Annotated in this window: 20 protein-coding genes; 7 read left to right on the top strand and 13 right to left on the bottom strand. The window is 63.0% G+C overall.

Annotation, left to right across the window (positions count from 1 at the left end):
• Both AC1DWI_RS01165 and AC1DWI_RS01160 read right to left on the bottom strand, forming a co-directional pair.
• Positions 1-924 (bottom strand): dihydroxy-acid dehydratase domain-containing protein (locus AC1DWI_RS01165; protein ID WP_477724265.1); only part of this gene is annotated, 924 nt, incomplete at its 3' end.
• Positions 925-1,088: 164 nt separating this feature from the next.
• On the bottom strand, positions 1,089-1,673 hold the full coding sequence (locus tag AC1DWI_RS01160; RefSeq protein ID WP_477671399.1) for an OmpA family protein: 585 nt from the start codon (positions 1,671-1,673) through the stop codon (positions 1,089-1,091).
• 120 nt (positions 1,674-1,793) lie between these two features.
• Here AC1DWI_RS01160 and AC1DWI_RS01155 point away from each other — a divergent pair, with 120 nt between their 5' ends.
• Positions 1,794-2,339 carry a gamma-glutamylcyclotransferase gene (locus tag AC1DWI_RS01155; RefSeq protein ID WP_477724266.1) on the top strand — a complete coding sequence of 182 codons (546 nt, stop codon included), beginning with the start codon at positions 1,794-1,796 and terminating at the stop codon, positions 2,337-2,339.
• A gap of 87 nt (positions 2,340-2,426) precedes the next feature.
• A complete protein-coding gene (locus AC1DWI_RS01150; protein ID WP_477671398.1) occupies positions 2,427-2,951 on the top strand; it encodes a superoxide dismutase family protein in 525 nt (174 codons plus the stop codon).
• A 116-nt stretch (positions 2,952-3,067) separates the two neighbouring features.
• Here the strand turns inward: AC1DWI_RS01150 and AC1DWI_RS01145 are convergent, their stop codons facing one another.
• From AC1DWI_RS01145 to AC1DWI_RS01130, 4 genes are all read right to left on the bottom strand, one after another.
• Positions 3,068-3,616 (bottom strand): nucleotidyltransferase family protein, encoded by a 549-nt coding sequence (locus AC1DWI_RS01145; protein ID WP_477724264.1) that lies wholly within the window; start codon positions 3,614-3,616, stop codon positions 3,068-3,070.
• Positions 3,616-5,910 (bottom strand): xanthine dehydrogenase family protein molybdopterin-binding subunit, encoded by a 2,295-nt coding sequence (locus AC1DWI_RS01140; RefSeq protein WP_477671396.1) that lies wholly within the window; start codon positions 5,908-5,910, stop codon positions 3,616-3,618. The genes AC1DWI_RS01145 and AC1DWI_RS01140 overlap by 1 nt, the downstream gene beginning before the upstream one ends.
• Before the next feature lie 23 nt (positions 5,911-5,933).
• Positions 5,934-6,392, bottom strand: coding sequence for a (2Fe-2S)-binding protein (locus AC1DWI_RS01135; RefSeq protein ID WP_477671395.1), 459 nt, complete (start codon positions 6,390-6,392; stop codon positions 5,934-5,936).
• 157 nt (positions 6,393-6,549) lie between these two features.
• Positions 6,550-7,122: a TetR/AcrR family transcriptional regulator gene (locus AC1DWI_RS01130; RefSeq protein WP_477647368.1), complete on the bottom strand. Its 573-nt coding sequence runs from the start codon at positions 7,120-7,122 to the stop codon at positions 6,550-6,552.
• A gap of 103 nt (positions 7,123-7,225) precedes the next feature.
• Here AC1DWI_RS01130 and pdxH point away from each other — a divergent pair, with 103 nt between their 5' ends.
• Entirely contained in the window at positions 7,226-7,876 is a 651-nt protein-coding gene (gene pdxH, locus AC1DWI_RS01125) for a pyridoxamine 5'-phosphate oxidase (RefSeq protein ID WP_477724263.1), read from the top strand.
• 37 nt (positions 7,877-7,913) lie between these two features.
• The gene (locus AC1DWI_RS01120) at positions 7,914-8,474 is read left to right on the top strand and encodes a hypothetical protein (RefSeq protein WP_477671393.1); all 561 of its coding nucleotides are present in this window, start codon (positions 7,914-7,916) and stop codon (positions 8,472-8,474) included.
• 65 nt (positions 8,475-8,539) lie between these two features.
• Here the strand turns inward: AC1DWI_RS01120 and folK are convergent, their stop codons facing one another.
• The 5 genes from folK to AC1DWI_RS01095 are packed head-to-tail and all read right to left on the bottom strand — an operon-like array spanning position 8,540 to position 13,190.
• Positions 8,540-9,034, bottom strand: coding sequence for a 2-amino-4-hydroxy-6-hydroxymethyldihydropteridine diphosphokinase (folK, locus tag AC1DWI_RS01115; protein WP_477671392.1), 495 nt, complete (start codon positions 9,032-9,034; stop codon positions 8,540-8,542).
• 7 nt (positions 9,035-9,041) lie between these two features.
• Positions 9,042-10,682, bottom strand: a complete 1,641-nt coding sequence (pcnB, locus tag AC1DWI_RS01110; protein ID WP_477671391.1) for a polynucleotide adenylyltransferase PcnB — start codon at positions 10,680-10,682, stop codon at positions 9,042-9,044.
• 6 nt (positions 10,683-10,688) lie between these two features.
• Positions 10,689-11,366, bottom strand: a complete 678-nt coding sequence (locus AC1DWI_RS01105) for an HAD family hydrolase (protein ID WP_477671390.1) — start codon at positions 11,364-11,366, stop codon at positions 10,689-10,691.
• A 26-nt stretch (positions 11,367-11,392) separates the two neighbouring features.
• On the bottom strand, positions 11,393-12,079 hold the full coding sequence (gene hda / locus AC1DWI_RS01100) for a DnaA regulatory inactivator Hda (protein ID WP_477671616.1): 687 nt from the start codon (positions 12,077-12,079) through the stop codon (positions 11,393-11,395).
• Positions 12,080-12,113: 34 nt separating this feature from the next.
• Positions 12,114-13,190, bottom strand: coding sequence for an AI-2E family transporter (locus AC1DWI_RS01095; RefSeq protein ID WP_477671389.1), 1,077 nt, complete (start codon positions 13,188-13,190; stop codon positions 12,114-12,116).
• Positions 13,191-13,369: 179 nt separating this feature from the next.
• On the opposite strand from AC1DWI_RS01095, the gene purM reads away from it, so the two are divergent.
• Complete coding sequence (purM, locus tag AC1DWI_RS01090) at positions 13,370-14,410, top strand: phosphoribosylformylglycinamidine cyclo-ligase (protein ID WP_477671388.1); 1,041 nt, start codon at positions 13,370-13,372, stop codon at positions 14,408-14,410.
• 169 nt (positions 14,411-14,579) lie between these two features.
• Positions 14,580-15,557, top strand: coding sequence for a division plane positioning ATPase MipZ (locus tag AC1DWI_RS01085; protein ID WP_477671387.1), 978 nt, complete (start codon positions 14,580-14,582; stop codon positions 15,555-15,557).
• Positions 15,558-15,590: 33 nt separating this feature from the next.
• Here AC1DWI_RS01085 and metE read toward each other — a convergent pair whose 3' ends face one another.
• Positions 15,591-17,939: a 5-methyltetrahydropteroyltriglutamate--homocysteine S-methyltransferase gene (gene metE / locus AC1DWI_RS01080; protein ID WP_477724262.1), complete on the bottom strand. Its 2,349-nt coding sequence runs from the start codon at positions 17,937-17,939 to the stop codon at positions 15,591-15,593.
• A gap of 145 nt (positions 17,940-18,084) precedes the next feature.
• On the opposite strand from metE, the gene AC1DWI_RS01075 reads away from it, so the two are divergent.
• A complete protein-coding gene (locus tag AC1DWI_RS01075; RefSeq protein ID WP_477724261.1) occupies positions 18,085-19,008 on the top strand; it encodes a LysR family transcriptional regulator in 924 nt (307 codons plus the stop codon).
• Positions 19,009-19,104: 96 nt separating this feature from the next.
• Here AC1DWI_RS01075 and AC1DWI_RS01070 read toward each other — a convergent pair whose 3' ends face one another.
• Positions 19,105-19,956 carry a SirB1 family protein gene (locus AC1DWI_RS01070; protein WP_457279301.1) on the bottom strand — a complete coding sequence of 284 codons (852 nt, stop codon included), beginning with the start codon at positions 19,954-19,956 and terminating at the stop codon, positions 19,105-19,107.
• Between the last annotated feature and the right edge of the window lie 122 nt (positions 19,957-20,078).

The following is a 20,078-nucleotide window of genomic DNA, read 5'->3' as shown; positions in this document are numbered from 1 at the left end:
CCAATGGATCAGGTGATTGGTGGAGCCCCCGGTGGCGAGCAGGGCCACCATGGCATTGACAATGGCTTTTTCATCGACGATCTGGCCGATGGGCGCAAAGCGCTTCGCCTTGACGATGCCAAGCACGGTGCGTGCCGCCTCGCGCGTGAGCTCCTCACGCAGTGCGTTGCCGGGGTTCACAAACGCGGTGCCCGGCACGTGCAGGCCCATGGCTTCAAGCAGCAGCTGGTTGCTGTTGGCGGTGCCGTAGAAGGTGCAGGTGCCGGGGCTGTGATAGGACTTGAATTCGGAATCAAGCAGGGCGTCACGGCCGACCAGGCCTTGCGCGGCCTGCTCACGCACATGGGCTTTTTCCTTGTTGGGAATGCCCGATGTCATGGGCCCGGCCGGCACAAACACCGTGGGCAGGTGGCCGAACTGCAGCGCGCCTATTAGCAAGCCCGGCACGATCTTGTCGCAGACGCCCAGCATCAGCGCCGCGTCGAACATGTCGTGCGACAGCGCCACGGCGGTCGCCATGGCGATCACATCGCGGCTGAAGAGGCTGAGCTCCATGCCGCTGGTGCCTTGCGTCACGCCGTCGCACATGGCGGGCACGCCGCCAGCCACCTGCGCCGTGGCGCCCAGCTTGCGGGCCTCGTCCTTGATGAAAGCCGGGTAGGCCTGAAGCGGGGTGTGCGCCGACAACATGTCGTTGTAGGCGGTGACGATGCCGATGTTGGGCTTACGCTCGGTCACCACCTTGAAGCGGTCGTCCAACGGCATGCCAGCAAAAGCATGCGCCACATTGGCGCAACCCATGCGGTCCAGGCCGGGTTCGCGGCTGGCGGCAGCGCGCAGGTGTGCAAGGTAGGCGCTGYGCGTGGGAAGGCTGCGCTCTGCGATGCGGGCGGTGATTTTTAAAACTGCGGGGTGAAGGGCCATGTTGTAACTCCGGTCATGGTCAAGTCACTGGGTATGTAACTTTATTACTGACTCTATGGTAACGGGTTACCGGCCTGTTTACCGCCGCATGGTTACCAGGTGGTTACGAAACGCAGCGGCAAAAGCTGTTCTGCAAAGTTCTGAAACAACCCGCGGGTGCGGCTTTACTGCAGGGTAATTTCCACACGCCGCGCTTCGGCGTCGCTGCCGCCGCCTACAAGCTGCTCGGGTTTTTTCAGCACAATCTGGCGATCGGAAACACCGGCCTGCTTCAGTGCCTCGCGCACGGCAAGGGCGCGATGCCGGGCAAGCGCTGCATTTTTCTGGGCGTCCCCTGTGGCATCGTGAAAACCGGTGATCACCAGCGTGCGGCCAGCCTTGGCGGCCTTGACCACTTCGCCCAGGGCAGTACCCGCACCGTCCGCAAGGTCTGCATCGCCCGAGGCAAAATAAAACCGCACCGCGCCTTGCTCCACCTTCACGCTGGCGGCGTCGGCTGCAGCCTGCGAAGCCCGGCCGGCAATGTTCGCGGTATGGTCCACGGTGCTGGCTGGCAGGGCAGGCGTCGGCGCCACCTCTGGCACGGGGGGCACGGGCAGGGATATTTGGGCAGGCACAACAGCGGCGGAAGGCGACCGGCCGAGCCGATGCACGCAGAGCCCCACCACCAGCGCGATCACGAAGGCCACGAGGCCGAGAACGACCGCCAACACCAAGCCTTGCTGGCCTTCATCGTCCTGAGAAAACATTGCCCACTCCCGTCACTAAATCCGTCACAAAAACTCAGCGCATTGTAAAGTGCGGCTGTGGAAAATTCAGCCAAACAAGCCGCCAGCCCAGGCATCAGCGTTTCCCGCAACCCGGACCACATGCTTGAGACCGTCATCCGCGAATGGGGCGGTAAAAGCGATCTCTGGATCTTCGCCTATGCCTCGCTCATCTGGCGTCCGGAGTTTGAACATGCCGAGGAACGTTTTGCGACCATCCACGGCTACCACCGCGCCCTGAAGATGTGGAGCCGCCTGAACCGCGGCACGCCGGAATGCCCGGGCCTGGTGTTTGGCCTCCTGCACGGCGGCAGCTGCAAGGGGATGGTGTTTCGGATACCGCAGGCGCAGGTTGYCGGCGCCCTGCCCGCGCTGTGGGAACGCGAAATGCCCAACGGCGTGTACGACCCCAAGTGGCTGCGTTGCCAAACTGCAGGGGGCAATGTGCGGGCGCTGGCCTTCACCTTGTCCAAGCGCAGCCCCAACCATACGGGCGTGCTCAGCGAAGACGTTTACCGGCAGATCTTTTCGGACTCGTGCGGGCGCTACGGCACCACGCGCGAATATGCGCAACTCACCTACGACAAACTTAAAACCCTGGGAATTCACGACCACGCACTGGGCAAGCTGCTGGAGCTGGCCAAATAGGCCCAGACAGCGGAGGCCCCGGCCTTGTCAGCAGGGGCAAGGCGCCCTACAGTCAGCCACTGAATCAACCATCAGGAGACCTGCATCATGAAATACCACCTGGCACCGCTTGCCACCGCCCTTGCCGCCGCCTTTGTACTGGCCGCTTGCGCCTCATCCATGAGTGGCCCGCGCGCCGTGGCCCAATTGCAAAGCACCACCGGCAACACCGCCAGCGGCACCGTCAGCTTCGTGCAGAGCGGGGACAAGGTACTGGTTTCGGGCGAGATACGCGGCCTCAAGCCCAATGCCGAGCACGGTTTTCATGTGCATGAAAAAGGTGACTGCTCCAGCGGCGACGGCATGAGTGCAGGCGGGCACTTCAACCCCACCGGCCAGCAGCACGGCAGCCATGCCGACATGGCCCACCACACAGGCGACCTGCCCAGCCTGAAAGCCGATGCCAGCGGCGTCGCGAAATTCAGCTTTGAATCAAAGACCCTCTCAGTCGGCAGCGGCACGACCGACATCGTCGGCAAGGGCCTGATCGTTCACCGTGACCCCGACGACTACAAGACCCAGCCCACCGGCAACTCCGGCCCGCGGCTGGCCTGCGCAGTCATAAAAAGCTAGCCCCCACGTTCGCTCGCTTCGCGTAGCTCTCTGCCCCCTCAGGGGGTGCTCCGCCTGCGGCCCGGCAAAGCCGGTTCCGCGGCTCAGGCTTGAATGGACCCCCACGCCTCCCGCAATCAGCGAGCGGCGAGCAACTCTTCCGCACGCCGCAGGTCGTCCAGCGTGTCGATGTCGGTGACTGTGCCTTCATCGGTCACGTCAATGAATGCTACAGAATTGATAGCTGCTTGCGCCCGTACAACGGGCGCCGCACCCTGATTTCCCTTTAAATCCAGCAACGCATCGCGGCACGCGGCCGAAAACCCGACCGGGTGGCCGCGCGTGCCTCTGAACACCGGCACCACCACCGCGTGCTGCGCCAGCGCGTCGGCCACCGCCTGCAACGTGGTGCCCTGCACCAGCGGCAAATCACCCGGCAAAATCAACCAGCCCGCAGCTTCGGGCGTGGCCCGCACGGCGGCCGCGATGCAGTCGCCCATGCCAGGGTGGCCGGCATCTTCCAGGTGCCAGGGTAAGCCGCTGGCAGCCACGGCGTCCAGCGTGTGCTGCAGCACCGGCTTGCCGGCCAGCAGCGCCTGCAGCTTGTGCGTGYCGCCGCCCGACGCGGCAAAGCGCTCACCCCGGCCTGAGGCCAGCACCAGCACCGTGGGCTTGCCGCCTGCCATCACGCCAGCTTGAAAGGCAGCTCGCGCGGCGCCGGTTTACCGGTGAGCTTCGCAATGGCATTGGCGAATGCCGGTGCCAGTGGCGGCAAGCCGGGCTCGCCCAGGCCCGTGGGCGCATCGGCGCTGGGCACGATGAAGACGGCAACCGTCGGCATGTCGGTGATGCGCGGCACCGGGAAGTCACCGAAGTTGCTTTGCTCGACCACACCGTCCTTGAGCGTGATGGCTGCACCCGGCAGGCACATCGACAAACCCATCAGCGCGGCACCCTGCACCTGCGCTTCAACGCTGGTCGGGTTGATGGCGAGGTTGCAATGCACGCCTGCGGTAATGCCGTGCAGCACCGGTACGTTGTCCTTGACGGATGCCTCAACCACATAAGCCACCACGGTGTTGAACGACTCATGCACCGCCACGCCCCAGGCGCGCCCGGCGGGCAAAGTGCGTTTGCCATAACCGGATTTGTCGACCGCCAGCTGCAGCGCGGCCGCATGGCGCGGGTGCTTGCCGCCAAACTGCTTCATGCGCCAGGCCACAGGGTCTTGCCCGCTGCTGCGCGCGACTTCGTCAATCAATGTTTCCATGACGTACGCCGTGTGGGTAGAGCCCACGCTGCGCCACCAGAGCACCGGCACATTGAGCTTGGGGTGATGTACGGACAACCGCATCGGGATGTCGTAAGGCTCTTTCATGCCCTCAACCATGGTGCCATCCACGCCGTCCTTGACCATAAAGGCTTCAAACGGCGTCCCGCCGACGATGGACTGGCCGACGATGACGTGGTCCCAACCCAGGATATCGCCCTTGTCGTTAAAACCGATCTCGGCGCGATGCACATGCATGGGACGGTAGTAGCCACCCTTGATGTCGTCCTCGCGGCTCCACAGCGTACGCACTGCAGCCGTCAATCCTGCGCCGCGCGCCGCCTTCGCCACATTGCAAGCCTCCACCACGTAATCACTGGTGGCAATCGCGCGCCGGCCAAAACCGCCACCCGCCATCTGCACGTTCATCTTGATGTTTTGCGGCGCCACGCCCAGAGCCTTGGAAGCGGCCATCGTGTCCAGGCCCGGCATCTGCGTGCCCAGCCAGAGTTCGGCTTTGGCCTGAGCGCCCTGCCCGCTCAGCTGCACCGTGCAATTGAGCGGCTCCATGGGCGCATGGGCCAGATAGGGGAAGACAAACTCGGCGCTGATCTTTTTGGGCGCCGACGCCAGCTTGCTGATGTCGTCCTTGTATTTGAGCGCACCGGTTTTCTGCGCCAGCGCGCGATAGCTGGCCAGTTGCTGCACGCTGTCGACCTTCTCGACGCCACTGGTGTCCCACTCGACCTTGAGCGCATCGCGGCCCTGCTTGGCGGCCCAGTAGCCCTCGGCCACCACGGCCACACCCTCGCCGCCGCGGTCCAGCGGCACGCGCAGCACGGCCTTCACGCCGGGAACGGCTTTGGCCGCGGTGTCATCCAGTGACTTGAGCTTGCCGGCAAACACCGGCGGGTGCGCCACCACTGCCGTCAGCATGCCGGGCAGGCGCACGTCGATGCCGTAGCTTTGCCCGCCGGTGGATTTGGCCCGCGCGTCGAGCCGGCCCGTGGGCTTGCCGATGATGCGGAACTGTTTCGGGTCCTTGAGCGTGACGGCCTCCGGCACCGGCAGCTTCATGGCCGCTTCGGCCAGCTCGCCGTACGTCAGGCGCTTGCCGCCGGGGCCAATCACCACGCCTTGCTGGGTGCGCAGGCTGCTTGCATCAACGCCCCATTGCTGCGCGGCGGCCGAGACCAGCATGGCGCGGGTGCGCGCGCCGAGCTCGCGGTACTGCGTGTAGGAGTTTTTGATCGAGCCCGAGCCGCCCGTGAGGTGCATGCCGAAAGCCGGATCCACATAAGCCGGGTCAGCGTTGCCATGCTGGCTCTTCACAAGGCTCCAGTCCGCGTCGAGTTCTTCGGCGAGGATCATGGGCAGGCCGGTTTGCACGCCCTGCCCGAAATCGAGCCGGTTGATCGTGACTGTCACCGTGCCGTCCTTGTCAATGCGCACAAAGGCCGAGGGCTGCTGGGTCGGCTTGAGGCTGGACGCAGCCGGTGCACCCGCTGTGGCCATGGTTTGCGCTTGCGTCAGCATCGGAAAAGCGCCGAGTGCAAAGCCACCGGCGGTTGCAACCTTGAGGAAACTGCGGCGAGGCAGTTCAGCATCTGCTATGGTTTTGGTAGCTGCTTGCGCTTTATGCATCAGGGCTTGAAGGCCCTTTGGCAGTTGAGCGGCGATGTCGAAGGTGTCTGAGGCGTTGGAATACATGGTGTTCTCCTTCTTTAAACCAGTTAAGCCAGTGCCTGGGCGGCGTCTTTGATGGCAGCGCGAACGCGCACATAGGTGCCGCAGCGGCAGATATTGCCGGCCATGGCGCCGTCGATGTCGGCATCGCTCGGTTTGGCGTTGGACTTGAGCAAGGCGGTGGCGCTCATCACCTGGCCGCTTTGGCAATAGCCGCACTGCGCCACGTCATGTTTGACCCAGGCGTCCTGCACGGCTTTGCCGACGCGGTCGGTGGCCACGGCTTCGATGGTGGTGATCTTCTGGCCGGCAGCGGCAGAAATCGGCGTGATGCACGAGCGTATGGCCGCGCCGTTGAGATGCACGGTACACGCGCCGCACAGCGCCGCGCCGCAGCCGAACTTCGTGCCTGTCATGCCCAGCGTGTCACGCAAGGCCCAGAGGATGGGGGTGGATTGGTCGGCGTTGACGGATACGTCCTTGCCGTTGATGTTGAGGGTGGGCATCGTGGAACTCCTTGCGGTTTTTGTTAGGGGGAAATCAAAAGGGAGAAAAAGGGAGCGCTACTTGTCGAATTTATATTCGCTTAAATCAGGGTTTTATCCGTAAAAACTTGGGCATGCAGAAATGAGGGGTATTGCCTTTCAGAGGCGTTTCAAAGATTCAGGCCTTGATGGCGTCCCAGCACAGCGTAAAAGCCGCCTGATGCACCGCCTCGTCATCGGGCAGCACCTGGGTGCGTATCAGGTTGGCGGTTTCCCGCACCGAGCCCACCAGGGTAGCCGTTAACAACGGCAAGGGCACAGGCTTGAAAATCTCCTGCTTCTGGCCCTCCTCGATCAATGCAAAGAAGCTCGCCGCCAGCCGGGTCGACAACTCGCGGTTTCCCTGCGTGAACCAGGGAGAGTTGTAGTACTGCTCCTGGAACACGACCTCGGCATAACGCTCCAGCCGGTGCCGCAGCAGGTTGCCCCAGAGGCGGCGCACACGGCTGCGCAGGGGGGTCCCGGGTACGACACCATCCATCAGGCGCAGCATGGTCGCGGTTTTGGCTTCTTCATAGAGCTGGCTGATCAGCTCGTCCTTGGACGGGTAATAGACGTACAGCGTGCTGGTGGCGATGCCGGCCGTGCGGGCAATGTCGGCCATGGTCAGGCCGCTCAGACCGGTCTGGGCCACCAGGTTGAAGGTGGCCTCGGCAATAGCGCGCTGCTTTTCATCGTCTTTGGGCTTCATGGAAGGGTGTGAATATAAACGAATATTAATTCGGTATCAAGCCCGCCCTCTACCGAGGTCTACCGCAGGCAAGGACATGGCCTCTGCGGGCACAATCAGAGCCATGAGCCAGCCCACCCTCTCCATTGCCGACCTGCGCAAAAGCTATGAACGCGCCGAACTCAACGAAGACGCATCAGCCGCAGACCCACTCCAGCAATTCGACCAGTGGCTGAAAGAAGCCATCGCCGCCGAAGTGCCCGAACCCAACGCCATGACGCTGGCCACCGTGGCCAGCAACCTGCGCCCCTCCACCCGCATCGTACTGATCAAGGGCTATGACGAGCACGGCATCACCTGGTTTACCAACTACGACAGCCGCAAGGGACAAGAACTGGCGGGCAACCCCTATGCGGCGTTGCAATTTCACTGGATAGAGCTCGAGCGCGTGGTGCGCATTGAAGGCGTGGTCGAAAAAGTCTCTGCTGAAGAAAGCGACGCTTACTTCAGCACCCGCCCGCTGGATTCGCGCATAGGCGCCTGGGCCAGCCCGCAAAGTGAGGTGATTTCAGGGCGCAGCGTGCTGGTGRCCAATGCRGCCAAATAYGGYGCKAAATTTTTGCTGCAGCCSCCMCGCCCGYCGCACTGGGGCGGCTACCGCCTSAAGCCCGACAACTGGCAGTTCTGGCARGGRCGKAAAAGCCGGCTGCATGACCGGCTGCGGTATACGCTGCAGGGTGATGCGGGGTGGTTGCGTGAGCGGCTGGCGCCCTAGAGACCGTCAGTCATCCATCGTCTTCCATGGAGAAAAAATGAAACGTGACGAAATTGCCCCGTCGGCACCGACCACCGAAGACCGCCTCCACATCTTGTTAGGAAGACTAGTTCACGCCTTCGGACGCTTCGACTTCAACATCGGTCTCCAGCTCAAATGGATGGGACCATATTGCGGGGAAAAAGTAGAACATCTGCTAAACGCTCGCATGCCATTTGCCATACGACTGGACGCACTCGAACCGCTAGTGATGAAACTTTACTGCCACGAGGATGAAGACGCAATGCGCGACTTTTCTCGATGGTTCGAACACGCGAGAACTGTGAAGGCCCTTCGTAACGATTTCGTCCATGGGCGTTGGGCTGTTTACCCAAGTAGATCTGCTATTGAACCGAAGATCGAATTCATCGCCCTTAACTGGGAGATGGAGCAAGCCAAACAGATTCCCCCTATGTCAATTAAGCTAGAGGAATTAGGGGAGGCTGTCAGAACCTTGGAGTTCCTTTTCAATGACTACTGGAAGTTGACGGAGCACTATGAGAGCAATTGCCGACCGCCCACTTGCTTAGCGCGCCGAGGGCACAACTTGCCATCGTGACCGTTCTAACTACCGTAGACATTATTTGGTCTACCTAAGCCATTGATACAAATGGCACTTACGCTCTACACCGGTTGCGTACCCCGCAGCTCAATGGGCTGATGCGCCACCGCCGCCAACTGCTCCGCACTGACCAAACCCGGCGCAATCTCCGCCAGTGGCACCAGCACAAAAGCCCGCTGCATCATGCGCGGGTGCGGCACCGTGAGATGTTCTGATTCGATGCGTGCGCTGCCGTAGAGCAACAAGTCCAGGTCCAGCGTTCGCGGTGCGTTGCGGTACGGCCTTTCGCGGCCTGCCTGCTGTTCGATCTGTTGCAGGTGATCCAACAAGGCGGGAGCGGTCAACCCGGTTTCGAGTTCGACGACGGCGTTGAGGTAGTCGTTACCAGGGGCCGCAGATTCCTCGCCCGCGTCGGTATCCAGCGGCGCTGTTTTATAGAGACTGGAAGATTGGCGGACCTGCGTGAGCGGCAACCGGCCTATCGCCTGAACGGCTTGCCGCAGTGCCGCCGCAGCATCGCCGAGGTTGGCGCCCAGGGCAACGTAGGCRCTGACCACCTGAGCCTCAGGAATTTGACGCGTTATCCGATGAAGGCGAAGAAGCCTCGCCGCCCGCGCCTTCGGCACTGCCTGCCCCATCTGCACCACCGCGATTGGCCGGCTTGCGGCGGCGGCGGCGTTTTTTGGCCGGTGCGGCATCGCCCGGCTGGCCAGACGCATCCGCCGCATCGGGCACGGTGCGTTCGGCATGGCTTGTCTGGCCCAAACCAGGCTCGGCATCAACACGTTTGACGCGAACCCGAGGCGCCTGCGGCTTGTTCTGCTGCGCCTGACGCGCCTCTTCAATCATGGCGTGGCGTTCGTCGTCGTAGGCGGTGCTGAATTTCTCCCACCACTCGGCGAGCTCCATTTCGATCTCGCCGGTCTGCGCGCGCAGGCGCAGGAAATCAAAGCCGGCGCGAAAGCGGGGCTGGTCCAGCAGCGAATACGGTGCGCTGCCCGTGCGTTTTTCAAAGCGGGGCTGCATGGTCCAGATCTCGCGCATGTCGGTGCCCAGCTTGCCGCGGCCCGAGACATCGCCGATCTTGGCGTTGAAGGCATCGTCAATCGCATCCTGCAGCGCGGGCATGAGGGGCTCGCCGCGCTTTTTGCGCCGCTCCCAGCCCTCGCGTACATCAAACCACAGTACACACGACAGCAAGAAGCTGGGCGCCACGGGCTTGCCTTCGCCGACGCGTCGGTCGGTGTCTTGCAGGGCCAGCTTCAGGAAGGGCTCGTCGGCGTTTTCCACCACCACATCAAGCAGCGGATAAATGCCGGTGCCCAGGCCCAAGAACTTGAGCTGCGCGATGCTGGCCAGCGAATGGCCGGTCTGCAGCAGCTTGAGCATTTCGTCAAAAAGACGCGACTGCGGCACGTCGGCCAGTAAGCCCTTCATCTCGCGTAGCGGGGCAACGGTCTTGTCTTCAAACTTGAAGCCCAGCGCGCTGAGCTTGGCGGCAAAACGCACGGCGCGGATGATGCGAACCGGATCTTCGCGGTAACGCACGGCCGGGTTGCCGATCATGCGGATGATCTTTTTCTTCGCGTCCCTGATGCCGTTGTGATAGTCGACCACGACCTGTGTTTCGGGGTCGTAGTACATCGCGTTGATGGTGAAGTCGCGGCGGGCGGCGTCTTGCTCGATCGGGCCCCAGACGTTGTCGCGCAGCACCCGGCCGGAGGCATCGACCGCATGCTTCATGCCGGCGAGTTCGCTCTTGCTGGTGCGCTCGTTGCCACCGACCTGCTCGGCCAGGCTGCTGTCGAGATGCGCGCGGAAGGTCGAGACCTCGATCACTTCGTGCTCACGCCCGCGGCCATAAATAACGTGCACAATGCGAAAGCGCCGGCCGATGATGAAGGCACGGCGAAACAGCGACTTGACCTGCTCGGGCGTGGCGTCGGTAGCAACGTCGAAATCCTTGGGGCGCAGGCCGACCAGCAGGTCGCGCACCGCGCCGCCCACGATATAGGCCTCGTAACCGGCGTCTTTGAGGGTGCGCACCACGTCCATGGCGCGGTCGTCCACCAGGGAGACATCTATGCCGTGTTCCTTGACGGTGACATCCTGGCGCTGGCCGAAAGGTGATTTTTTGACCCGCTTGGCGCCGGGATCCGTGCTGTCTGATTTGCCAAACAGCTTGTCGATAAATTTTTTGATCATGGAAAACTAGTGAAACAGGTCAAGTATGCGCCATCCGCGCTCTGTCGCCAGCGCCCGCAGGCGCTCGTCCGGGTTGGTCGCGACGGGGTGGGTGGCCTTCTCCAGCAGAGCAATATCGTTCATGGAGTCGGTGTAGAACGTGGTTTCCACGTCGCTCCAGCCCAGGTTCCGGGCCGCCAGCCATTGTTCCACGCGGGTGACCTTGCCCTCGCGGGCCGAGGGCACGCCCTTAATCTCGCCGGTCAGCCAGCCCTGGGCGTCGCGCTCCAGCTCGACGGCGATCAGCTCTTTCACGCCGAAAGCGTCGGCAATGGGGCGCGTCACGAACTCGTTGGTGGCGGTGACGATGACCAATTCATCGCCCGCGGCGCGGTGGCTACCTACCAGCTCCAAGGCCTGTTTTGTAATGGCTTTTTGCACCACGTCCCGCATAAAATGTGCGTGACCAGCTCCTGAATTGATAGCGCCCTGCTTGCGGATGGCTTCCGTGGCAAAGCGCACGTATTCGTGGATGTCGAGCGTGCCGGCGCGGTAGTGCTCAAAAAACTCGTTGTTGCGGCGCTTGAACTCGGTGCTGTCGCACCAGCCCAGCGCGATGGTGAATTCTCCCCATTCGTAGTCGGAATCGATGGGGATCAGCGTGTGATCGAGGTCAAAAAGAGCAATCTTGCGGGGAACAGTCATTTGGCAGTCGCAGTCACGGCAGTCACTTATTCACTCTCCAGCATCGACTTGATCAGGGGGATGGTGATGGCGCGTTTCGTTTGCAAGGCATAGGCATCCAGTTGGTCCAGCAGTTGCATCAGGCTGCCCAGGTCACGCGAAAAGCGGGTCAGCATGAAGTCCATCGCCTCGTCGCTCAAAAACACGCCACGCGCATCGGCCTCGCGCCGCAACACGGCGCGCCGCTCGGTTTCGGTCAAGGCCTGCAGGGCAAACACATGGCCCCAGCCGAGGCGGGTACGCAGGTCTTCGCGCAGCGCCAGGTCGGCCGGCGGCATCTGGCCGGCGGCCAGCACCCAGCGCGGGCGGCCGTCCGGTGCGCTGAGCGCGTTCACAAACCAGTTGAAGGCGGCCTGCTGCTGCACCGCGGTGTAGAGATGGCAGTCGTCCAGGATGACGGCCGCCCAGGATTCGTTGAACTCGGGCGGCTCCAGCATGGAGGCGTCCATCCAGCCGCTGGCCGCGCCCTGCTCGCGCAGCGTTTCGCGCACGGCCTTGAGCAAATGGGTTTTGCCGCTGGCGGCTTCACCCCAGAGGTAGGTGGGCACCGGTGAGCGCAGCGTGTTGCCGGCCCACAGCTCCAGATGTTTGAGCGCGGCTTCGTTCGGCCCGCCAAAAAAATTGGCGAACGACGGGGCGGAAGCCAGCCCGATGTCCAGCGCAATCTGTTTCATGCCCGCCATGCGTTCATCCTGACCCTGTTCAGCCTTAGCCGGCCTTGTTGTAAAGCCGGCTGGCCATATAGCTGGCTTTAATGCGGCGTATGCCCACCAGCAGCACCGCACTGGCCGGCAGCGCCACCAGCACACCGACAAAGCCGAACATCTGGCCGAAAGCCAGCAAGGCAAAGATCACCGCCAGCGGGTGCAGGCCAATGCGCTCGCCCACCAGGCGCGGCGTGAGGTACAGGCTTTCCACCAGTTGCCCAATGCCGTAGACCACGGCAACCATGACGATCGCCTTGAGCGAAGCGAACTCCAGYAGGCCGGCCAGCACCGCCAGCATCAGGCCCAGGCCAAAGCCCAGGTAAGGAATGAACATCGCCAGGCCCGTGAAAACGCCGATGGGCAGGGCCAGATCCAGACCGAACAGCGCCAGCCCCACCGCATAAAACACCGCCATGATCAGCATGACCAGCAATTGGCCGCGCAGGTACTGGCCCAGCACCGAGTCGGCTTCGTCAGTGAAGCTGTCAAAACCCGCACGCAGGTGCGGCGGCACCAGTTCAAGCACACGGGCAACAAATTTGTCCCAGTCCATCAGGAGGTAAAACAGCGCCACGGGAATCAGCACCGCATTGCCGATGATGGCCAGCGCCACGCTGCCGCCCAGCTTGAGTGACGACATCAGCGAGCCGAACAGGTCTTCAAAATTGGCATTGAGGTACTTGAGTACAAAGGCCTTGATGCTGCCCACGTCCAGCGCGACATGGATGCCGAACTGCGCCAGCCACGGCGCCAGGCTGGTGTTGAGCCTGTCGGCCAGCAACGGCACCTGCTCGCGCAGCACGGGCAGCTCCTTGGCCATGATGGGCACGATCAGCAAAAAGAGGCCGAACAGCGCCACGATGAAGAGGAACTCCACCAGCACCACCGCCACCACGCGCGGCAGGCGGCCCTTGCCCATGTCGTCCAGCCGGTTCACGAGCGGCGTCAACGCATAGGCCAGCACGGCTGCAATGACAAAGGGCGCCAGCACCGGCCCCAGCAGCCACAGCGCCAGGATGACCAGCGCGGCGATGGCGCACCAGGCGGTGGCGCGTTTTTGGGTGGTGGTGAATTGCATACAGCCTTGGGTTGAGCTTGCCGGAAGGAACCCTGGAAAAAGTCCCTGGAAAGGCCCGAAAGGTGCCTGATGGGCAGCCTTTAGAATCTCAGGCTGAATTCTATCGGGCTTGCAGGCCGCTTCCGGGCTGCAAATCCGCCTTCTGACCGCCTGCCCTCCCACTGCATCAAAGCCGACACATGACCACCTCCTCCACTTCCCCCCTGAGCTACAAAGACGCAGGCGTCGACATCGACGCAGGTGACGCGCTGGTCGAACGCATCAAGCCGCTGGCAAAAAAAACCATGCGGGAAGGCGTTTTGGCGGGTATTGGCGGTTTTGGCGCCCTGTTTGAGGTGCCCAAGCGCTACAAGGAGCCCGTGCTGGTCAGTGGCACCGACGGCGTGGGCACCAAGCTCAAGCTGGCCTTTGAATGGCAGATGCACGACACCGTGGGCATCGACCTGGTGGCCATGAGTGTCAATGACGTGCTGGTACAAGGCGCCGAGCCGCTGTTCTTCCTGGACTACTTCGCCTGCGGCAAGCTGGATGTGGACACGGCTGCGGCTGTGGTCGGCGGCATTGCCAAAGGCTGTGAATTAAGCGGCTGCGCGCTGATCGGCGGCGAGACCGCCGAGATGCCCGGCATGTACCCCGCGGGCGAATACGACCTGGCCGGCTTTGCCGTGGGTGCGGTCGAAAAGTCCAAAATTTTGACCGGCAAGGACGTGAAGCCCGGCGATGTGGTGCTGGGCCTGGCCAGCAGCGGCGTGCATTCCAACGGTTTCAGCCTGGTGCGCAAGTGCATTGAACGCGCCGGCGCTGCGGCTCCGGCGAAGCTTGACGGCAAGCCTTTCAAGCAGGCCCTGATGGAGCCTACCCGCCTGTACGTCAAGAACGTGCTGGCCGCGCTGGCTGCCCACCCGATCAAGGCGCTGGCCCACATCACCGGCGGCGGCTTGCTGGAAAACATTCCGCGCGTGCTGCCCGAAGGTACGGCCGCCCACCTCAAAAAGGGCAGCTGGCCGCAAACCGAGCTGTTCGCCTGGCTGCAAAAAACCGCCGGTATCGACGACTTCGAGATGAACCGCACCTTCAACAACGGCATCGGCATGGTCGTCGTGGTGGACGCCGCCAATGCGCAAGCCACAGCCAAAACCCTGCGTGACGCCGGCGAGCAGGTGTATGAAATCGGTGTGATCGCACCCAAGGGCGACGGCGCCGCCGTCACGGTCGGCTAAGCCTGCCGCAACCGCCCTCTCGCGCCCCGCGACCTGGGGCTGTCCGCTCCCTCGGCCGGGCCGTTTTGCTACAAAAACACTAGCTGCGTGCGCCCGTGGCGCTTGGGGTCACTGGACTTTTTGTTATTTATGTATCAAACTGTTCCATCGATCCGTCTTTGGAGCAGTCATGCCGGTTATCGCAGTCGTCAACCGCAAGGGAGGCAGTGGCAAGAGCACGCTGGCCGCGCACATCGCCGCCTGGTGCGCTCGCAATGGCAGCTCGGTCATGCTGGGCGACGTAGACCGCCAGCAGTCGGCGCGAAGCTGGCTCAAGCGCCGGGACCCCGCGCTGCCCGCCATCGCGCCCTGGGCCGTCGATCAGAAAAACATGCTGCGTGTGCCCACCGGCATCACGCACGTGGTGCTTGACACGCCGGGCGGCATGCACGGCTTTGAGCTGGCGCGCGTGGTGATGTTTGCCGATGTCATCGTCATGCCGGTATGCAATTCAATGTTTGACCGCGAATCGGCCGCGCAGTGCCACGCCGAGCTGATGGCGTTGCCGCGCGTGGCCAGCGGCCGCTGCCGGCTCGCCACGGTGGGCATGCGCATCGACGGGCGCACCAGCGCCGCAAAAACGCTGCAGGCGTGGTCTGAGAGCCTTGGCATGCCTTTCCTGGGCGCCCTGCGCGAAACCCAGCTGTATGTACGCAGCCTGGAGCGCGGCATGACGATATTTGACCTGCCGGCCAGCGCCGCAACGCAAGACCTGCAGCAGTGGCAACCGATCCTGGAGTGGCTGCGTCCCACGTTGTATCCGCCGCAAGCCGCCAACGACGCGCCCGAAAGGGGGCACGCGACAGTGCCGGCCAAAGCCCCGGTCCGGATGATCGCGCCCCTGCCTTCGACCGCCGCAACGCTGGGTGCCCGGCTGCTCAACCCACCGCCCGCAGCCAAAGCCGCGTCCACGCGCCTGGGCAGCTCGCTTCCCAACAGCCTCATGCCCGCACAGGAATCCCTGGTGCATGGCGCGCGCATGTCCGCACAAAGCACCGCACGCGCGGTCGGCCGGCCTGTGCAGGTCAGCACGGCGCCGGCCATGTCGCGCAATGTGGACTCTCCTGACGGCATGCAGATTCCGCATTTCCTCAAGCGCGGCACCTGACTCGCCCTTCCTCCCGGCGTCCGGCGCACCGCGTCAGGAGGCCGCCAGCTCCTTGCGCACTTCTTGCGCGGCCCGCACCATGTTGCCGAGCGCCGCTTCGGTTTCCGGCCAGCCCCGCGTTTTCAGCCCGCAGTCGGGATTGATCCAGAGGTTTTCCGCCGGGATCACGCTGGCGGCCTTTCGCAGCAAGCGCACCATGGCGTCCACGGTCGGAACGCGCGGTGAATGGATGTCATACACGCCCGGCCCGATTTCATTGGGATACCTGAAGGCGCCAAAGCCGCGCAGCAGTTCCATGTCGGAGCGGCTGGTCTCGATGGTGATCACGTCGGCGTCCATTGCGGCGATTTCCGGCAGGATGTCGTTGAATTCGGCGTAGCACATGTGGGTGTGGATTTGCGTCTCGTCGCGCACACCCGAGGCACTGATGCGAAAAGCCCGCGTGGCGGCGCGCAGGTACGCGGCCCAGCTCGCACGGCGCAGCGGCAATCCTTCGCGAATGGCCGGCTCGTCGATCTGGACGATGCCGATGCCGGCCCTCTCAAGGTCCACCACCTCGTCGCGTATGGCCCACGCGATCTGCTCGCAGGTCAGGCTGCGCGGCTGGTCGTCGCGCACAAAGGACCATTGCAGGATGGTGACGGGGCCGGTCAGCATGCCTTTCATCGGCAGCTTCGTCAGGCTCTGCGCATGGGCCGTCCATTCGACCGTCATGGGTACAGGCCTGGCCACATCGCCGAAGATCACCGGCGGCTTGACGCAGCGCGAGCCGTAGGACTGCACCCAGCCGTTGGCCGTGAAGGCAAAGCCGTCAAGCTGCTCGCCGAAGTACTCGACCATGTCGTTGCGCTCGGCTTCTCCATGCACCAGGACGTCAAGGCCCAGTGCCTCCTGCTTGCGTACCGCCAGCGCAATCTCGGCTTCCATCTTTTCACGGTAGCCCGCCGCGCCGAGTTCGCCGCGTTTGAACGCTGCGCGCGCAGCGCGGATCTCCGGCGTCTGCGGGAAGGAACCGATGGTGGTGGTGGGCAGCGGCGGCAGCGCAAGGCGGGCGCGCTGCAGGGCCTGGCGCACCGGAAAAGGTGAGCTGCGGCTATCGTCGCCTGCAACGCTGCGTGCAAGACGCAATGCCACGTCGGCCCGGTGCACACGGGGGCTGCGCCGGCGCGCCGCAACAGCCGCGCGGGCTGAAGCGAGCTCCCTGGCAACCGGAGACTCTTCTCCCGTGAACGCCGCGCGCAACATGCGCAGTTCGCCCAGTTTTTCCACCGCGAATGCTAACCAAGAGCGCAATTCCRCATCCAGCGCGCTCTCGGCTGCAAGGCTGAAAGGCACGTGCAGCAGCGAGCAGGAGGGTGCGATCCAGAGTTCGCCCTGGTGCCTGGCTGTCACCGCGCGCAGCTTCGCCAGCGCCATGTCGGGGTCTGTGCGCCAGATGTTGCGGCCGTCCACAATACCCACCGACAGCACCTTGTGCGCAGGCAGCCAGTCGGCCACCCCCACCAGTTCCTCGGGTGCACGCACCGCATCGACATGCAAGCCCGCCACCGGCAACTGGCAGGCCAGCCTCAGGTTGTCGGCCAGCGGCGAAAAGTAGGTGGCCAGCAGCAGCTGGGGTGCGTTGCGGGCCAGCTGCGAATAGCTGCGCTCAAAGGCGTAGCGCCACCGCTCGGGCAAATCCAGGCCCAGGATGGGCTCGTCCATCTGCACCCACTCCACACCTTGCGCCTTCAGCCGCCGGAGAATCTTCGCATACACCGGCAATAGTTTGTCGAGCAGGCTGAAGCGGTCAAAGCCGGGCTCATCGCCGCCTGTCTTTTCCTTGCCAAGCCACAGAAAACTCAGTGGCCCGAGCAGCACCGCCTTGACCCGGTGGCCAGCGCCCTGGGCCTGCGTCACTTCATCGAACAGGCGCTCCGAAGCAAGGCTGAATTGCGTGGCCGCATTGAACTCAGGCACCAGGTAGTGGTAATTGGTGTCAAACCATTTGGTCATTTCCAGCGCGAAGCTGCCACCGCCCGCCTTGCCATCCGCGCACGCACAGTCGGCACTGTGTGCAGGGTCGCTGTGTGCATTCACGCCGCGCGCCATGGCGAAGTAGCGGCTGAGCGAAGGCTCCCGGCCGGTGAAGCCAAAGCGCGCCGGCTCGCAACCCAGCATCTGGATGTGATTGGCCACGTGGTCGTAAAAAGCGAAGTCGCCTACCGTGGCAAAGTCCAGCCCGGCTTCTTTCTGCACGGCCCAGTGCCGCTCGCGCAGGCCGGCTCCGGTGGCTTCCAGTGCAGCCAGGTCAATCTCGCCGCGCCAGTGTTTTTCGAGCGCGAATTTCAGTTCCCGGTTCGCGCCCATGCGCGGAAAACCCAGGGTATGTGTGTGGACCATCCAGTTATCTCCCAATGCAAATCAATCACAGAAGAACGCATGGTCGGCCAGATTCAACTATTATTCAAACGAAAGATATTGCCTTTCAATATGAAAATAATTGATTCACCGATTAATCTGCTGATCGATCTGCAGGGAATAACTGATGAGCCCGTCCATCCTTGAACTGCGCCACCTGCGCACGCTGATCGCCCTGYGCGACAGCGGCAGCCTGGTGCGCGCGGCGCAATTGCTCAACCTCACCCAGTCGGCGCTCTCGCATCAGGTCAAGCTGCTCGAAGAGCGCTACGCCACGCCGCTGTTCGAGCGCAAGTCCGTACCCCCTCAGTTCAGCACCACGGGCCTCAGGCTGCTGGCGCTGGCCGACGCGGTGCTGCCGCAAGTCGAGGAAGCCGAGCGCGATGTGGTGCGGCTGGCCACCGGGCGTTCAGGCCAGTTGCGCATCGCTGTGGAATGCCACACCTGTTTTGACTGGCTGATGCCGGCCATGGATTCGTTTCGCACGCGCTGGCCCGAGGTGGAACTGGACATCGTTTCGGGCTTTCACCCCGACCCGATTGCACTCGTGCTGCAGGACCGCGCCGACATCGCCATCGTCTCCGAAGAAGACGCCAGCGAAACCGTGGATTTCCACCCGCTGTTCCGCTTTGAAATCATGGCGTTGCTGGCGAATGAGCATGCGCTGACGGCCAAAACACATCTCACGGCCAGGGACTTCGCCAACGAGACCCTGATCACCTACCCGGTACCTGACGAAATGCTCGACGTGGTGCGCCAGGTGCTGGAGCCGGCCGGCGTCAAGCCTGCGCGCCGTACGACCGAGCTGACGATTGCCATGCTGCAGCTGGTGGCCAGTGGCCGCGGTATCGCCGCCCTGCCCAAATGGGCCGTGCAAAGTTACCTGGACAGAGGTTACGTGAGCGCAAGGCCGATCGGCAAAAAGGGCCTGACTGGGCGCCTCTATGTTGCTTGCACGCAAGCCATGTCAGGCCGGCCCTGGCTGGAAGACTTTGTGGCGATCACACGGGAAAGCTGCTTTCTCACGCTCAGCGAGATCGAACTTCTTTGAGAGAAAGTGCCTGCAGCGCCCTGCAGACGGGCGCAAGCAGCTATTAAATCAATAGCAACAACCGGAGCAGGCAAACCGGGGACACAGCAGGGAAACTCAGTGGCGGCTTTGGCGCAGCTGGGTCAGCCGCTCGGCCATGGTGTCAATGTCGAGCGCATCTTCGGCGTTGGCAAGATAGATTTCCAGGTCGGCAATGGCCCGCTCGGGCTCGCCATGCGCGGCCCAGGCCAGGCCGCGGTCGCGGTATTCGGTCCATGCTTCCGGCTGCAGAACAATCAGGCGGTCCTGCACGGGGATGAGGCGCTGCCAGTCTTCCTGTGTCTTGTGGATTTCCTTGAGATTGCGCAACATGCGGCTGATGATTTCGCGCGGCGGCGCCGACTGCAGGTACAGCCCCATCGGCACCTCGAACTCTTCGTCGGCGCTGCTGCGTTGCCGGAAAGGCTCCAGCCGCTCGGACAACTCTTCGCGACTGAGCGACTGGCCGCTGAACGGATCAATCACAACCTGGCCTTTGGGCAGGTTGACCTTCACCATGAAATGTCCGGGAAAGGCCACGCCGCGCGCGTTGAGGCCCAAGCCCAGGGCCAGCTCAAGCCACAGCACCGCCAGCGTGATGGGAATGCCGCGGCGTGTGCGCAGCACGGCATTCAGGTAGCTGTTGTCGGGGTCGTAGTAATCGTTGACGTTGCCGCCGAAGTTCAGGTCGTGAAAAAAGAACTGGTTCAATGCCCGCAGGCGCTGCAGCGCGGGTGCGTCGGCAGGCAGGCGGCGCTTGAGGCGGGCCAGCAACTGGTCTACGTCGCCCAGCACCTGCTGCACGTCAAGGTCGGGGTATTCGTCCTGCGCCAGGCTGACGGCGGCCTCCAGCAGGGGGAAATGCTCGTCGCTTTCCACAAGGCTGGAGAAATACTGCAATGGAGACGGTACGGTCAGATTTAATTGCATACCCTACTGTCTCATAAACCGGCGCAAAAAGGGAATCAAGGAATGCCCTTGAAGAGTCTGAAAAAGGCGACAACTCAGTGTTTCAGAAGTTTTCGCACCTTCAGGCCCGACGCCCATAGCGC

Source organism: Polaromonas sp. P3_C2 (genome assembly GCF_056402675.1).
Note: the sequence above shows the minus strand (reverse complement) of the source record. Positions and strands in the feature narration are given on the sequence as shown.

Excerpts from the sequence above, each read along its gene's own strand:
- AC1DWI_RS01105 (WP_477671390.1), bottom strand. The coding sequence starts at position 11,366 with ATGACTGTTCCCCGCAAGATTGCTCTTTTTGACCTCGATCACACGCTG.
- AC1DWI_RS01160 (WP_477671399.1), bottom strand. The coding sequence starts at position 1,673 with ATGTTTTCTCAGGACGATGAAGGCCAGCAAGGCTTGGTGTTGGCGGTC.
- pcnB (WP_477671391.1), bottom strand. The coding sequence starts at position 10,682 with ATGATCAAAAAATTTATCGACAAGCTGTTTGGCAAATCAGACAGCACG.
- AC1DWI_RS01140 (WP_477671396.1), bottom strand. The coding sequence starts at position 5,910 with ATGTATTCCAACGCCTCAGACACCTTCGACATCGCCGCTCAACTGCCA.
- AC1DWI_RS01120 (WP_477671393.1), top strand. The coding sequence starts at position 7,914 with ATGAAACGTGACGAAATTGCCCCGTCGGCACCGACCACCGAAGACCGC.
- AC1DWI_RS01070 (WP_457279301.1), bottom strand. The coding sequence starts at position 19,956 with ATGCAATTAAATCTGACCGTACCGTCTCCATTGCAGTATTTCTCCAGC.
- purM (WP_477671388.1), top strand. The coding sequence starts at position 13,370 with ATGACCACCTCCTCCACTTCCCCCCTGAGCTACAAAGACGCAGGCGTC.
- hda (WP_477671616.1), bottom strand. The coding sequence starts at position 12,079 with ATGAAACAGATTGCGCTGGACATCGGGCTGGCTTCCGCCCCGTCGTTC.
- AC1DWI_RS01085 (WP_477671387.1), top strand. The coding sequence starts at position 14,580 with ATGCCGGTTATCGCAGTCGTCAACCGCAAGGGAGGCAGTGGCAAGAGC.
- AC1DWI_RS01130 (WP_477647368.1), bottom strand. The coding sequence starts at position 7,122 with ATGAAGCCCAAAGACGATGAAAAGCAGCGCGCTATTGCCGAGGCCACC.
- AC1DWI_RS01135 (WP_477671395.1), bottom strand. The coding sequence starts at position 6,392 with ATGCCCACCCTCAACATCAACGGCAAGGACGTATCCGTCAACGCCGAC.
- AC1DWI_RS01150 (WP_477671398.1), top strand. The coding sequence starts at position 2,427 with ATGAAATACCACCTGGCACCGCTTGCCACCGCCCTTGCCGCCGCCTTT.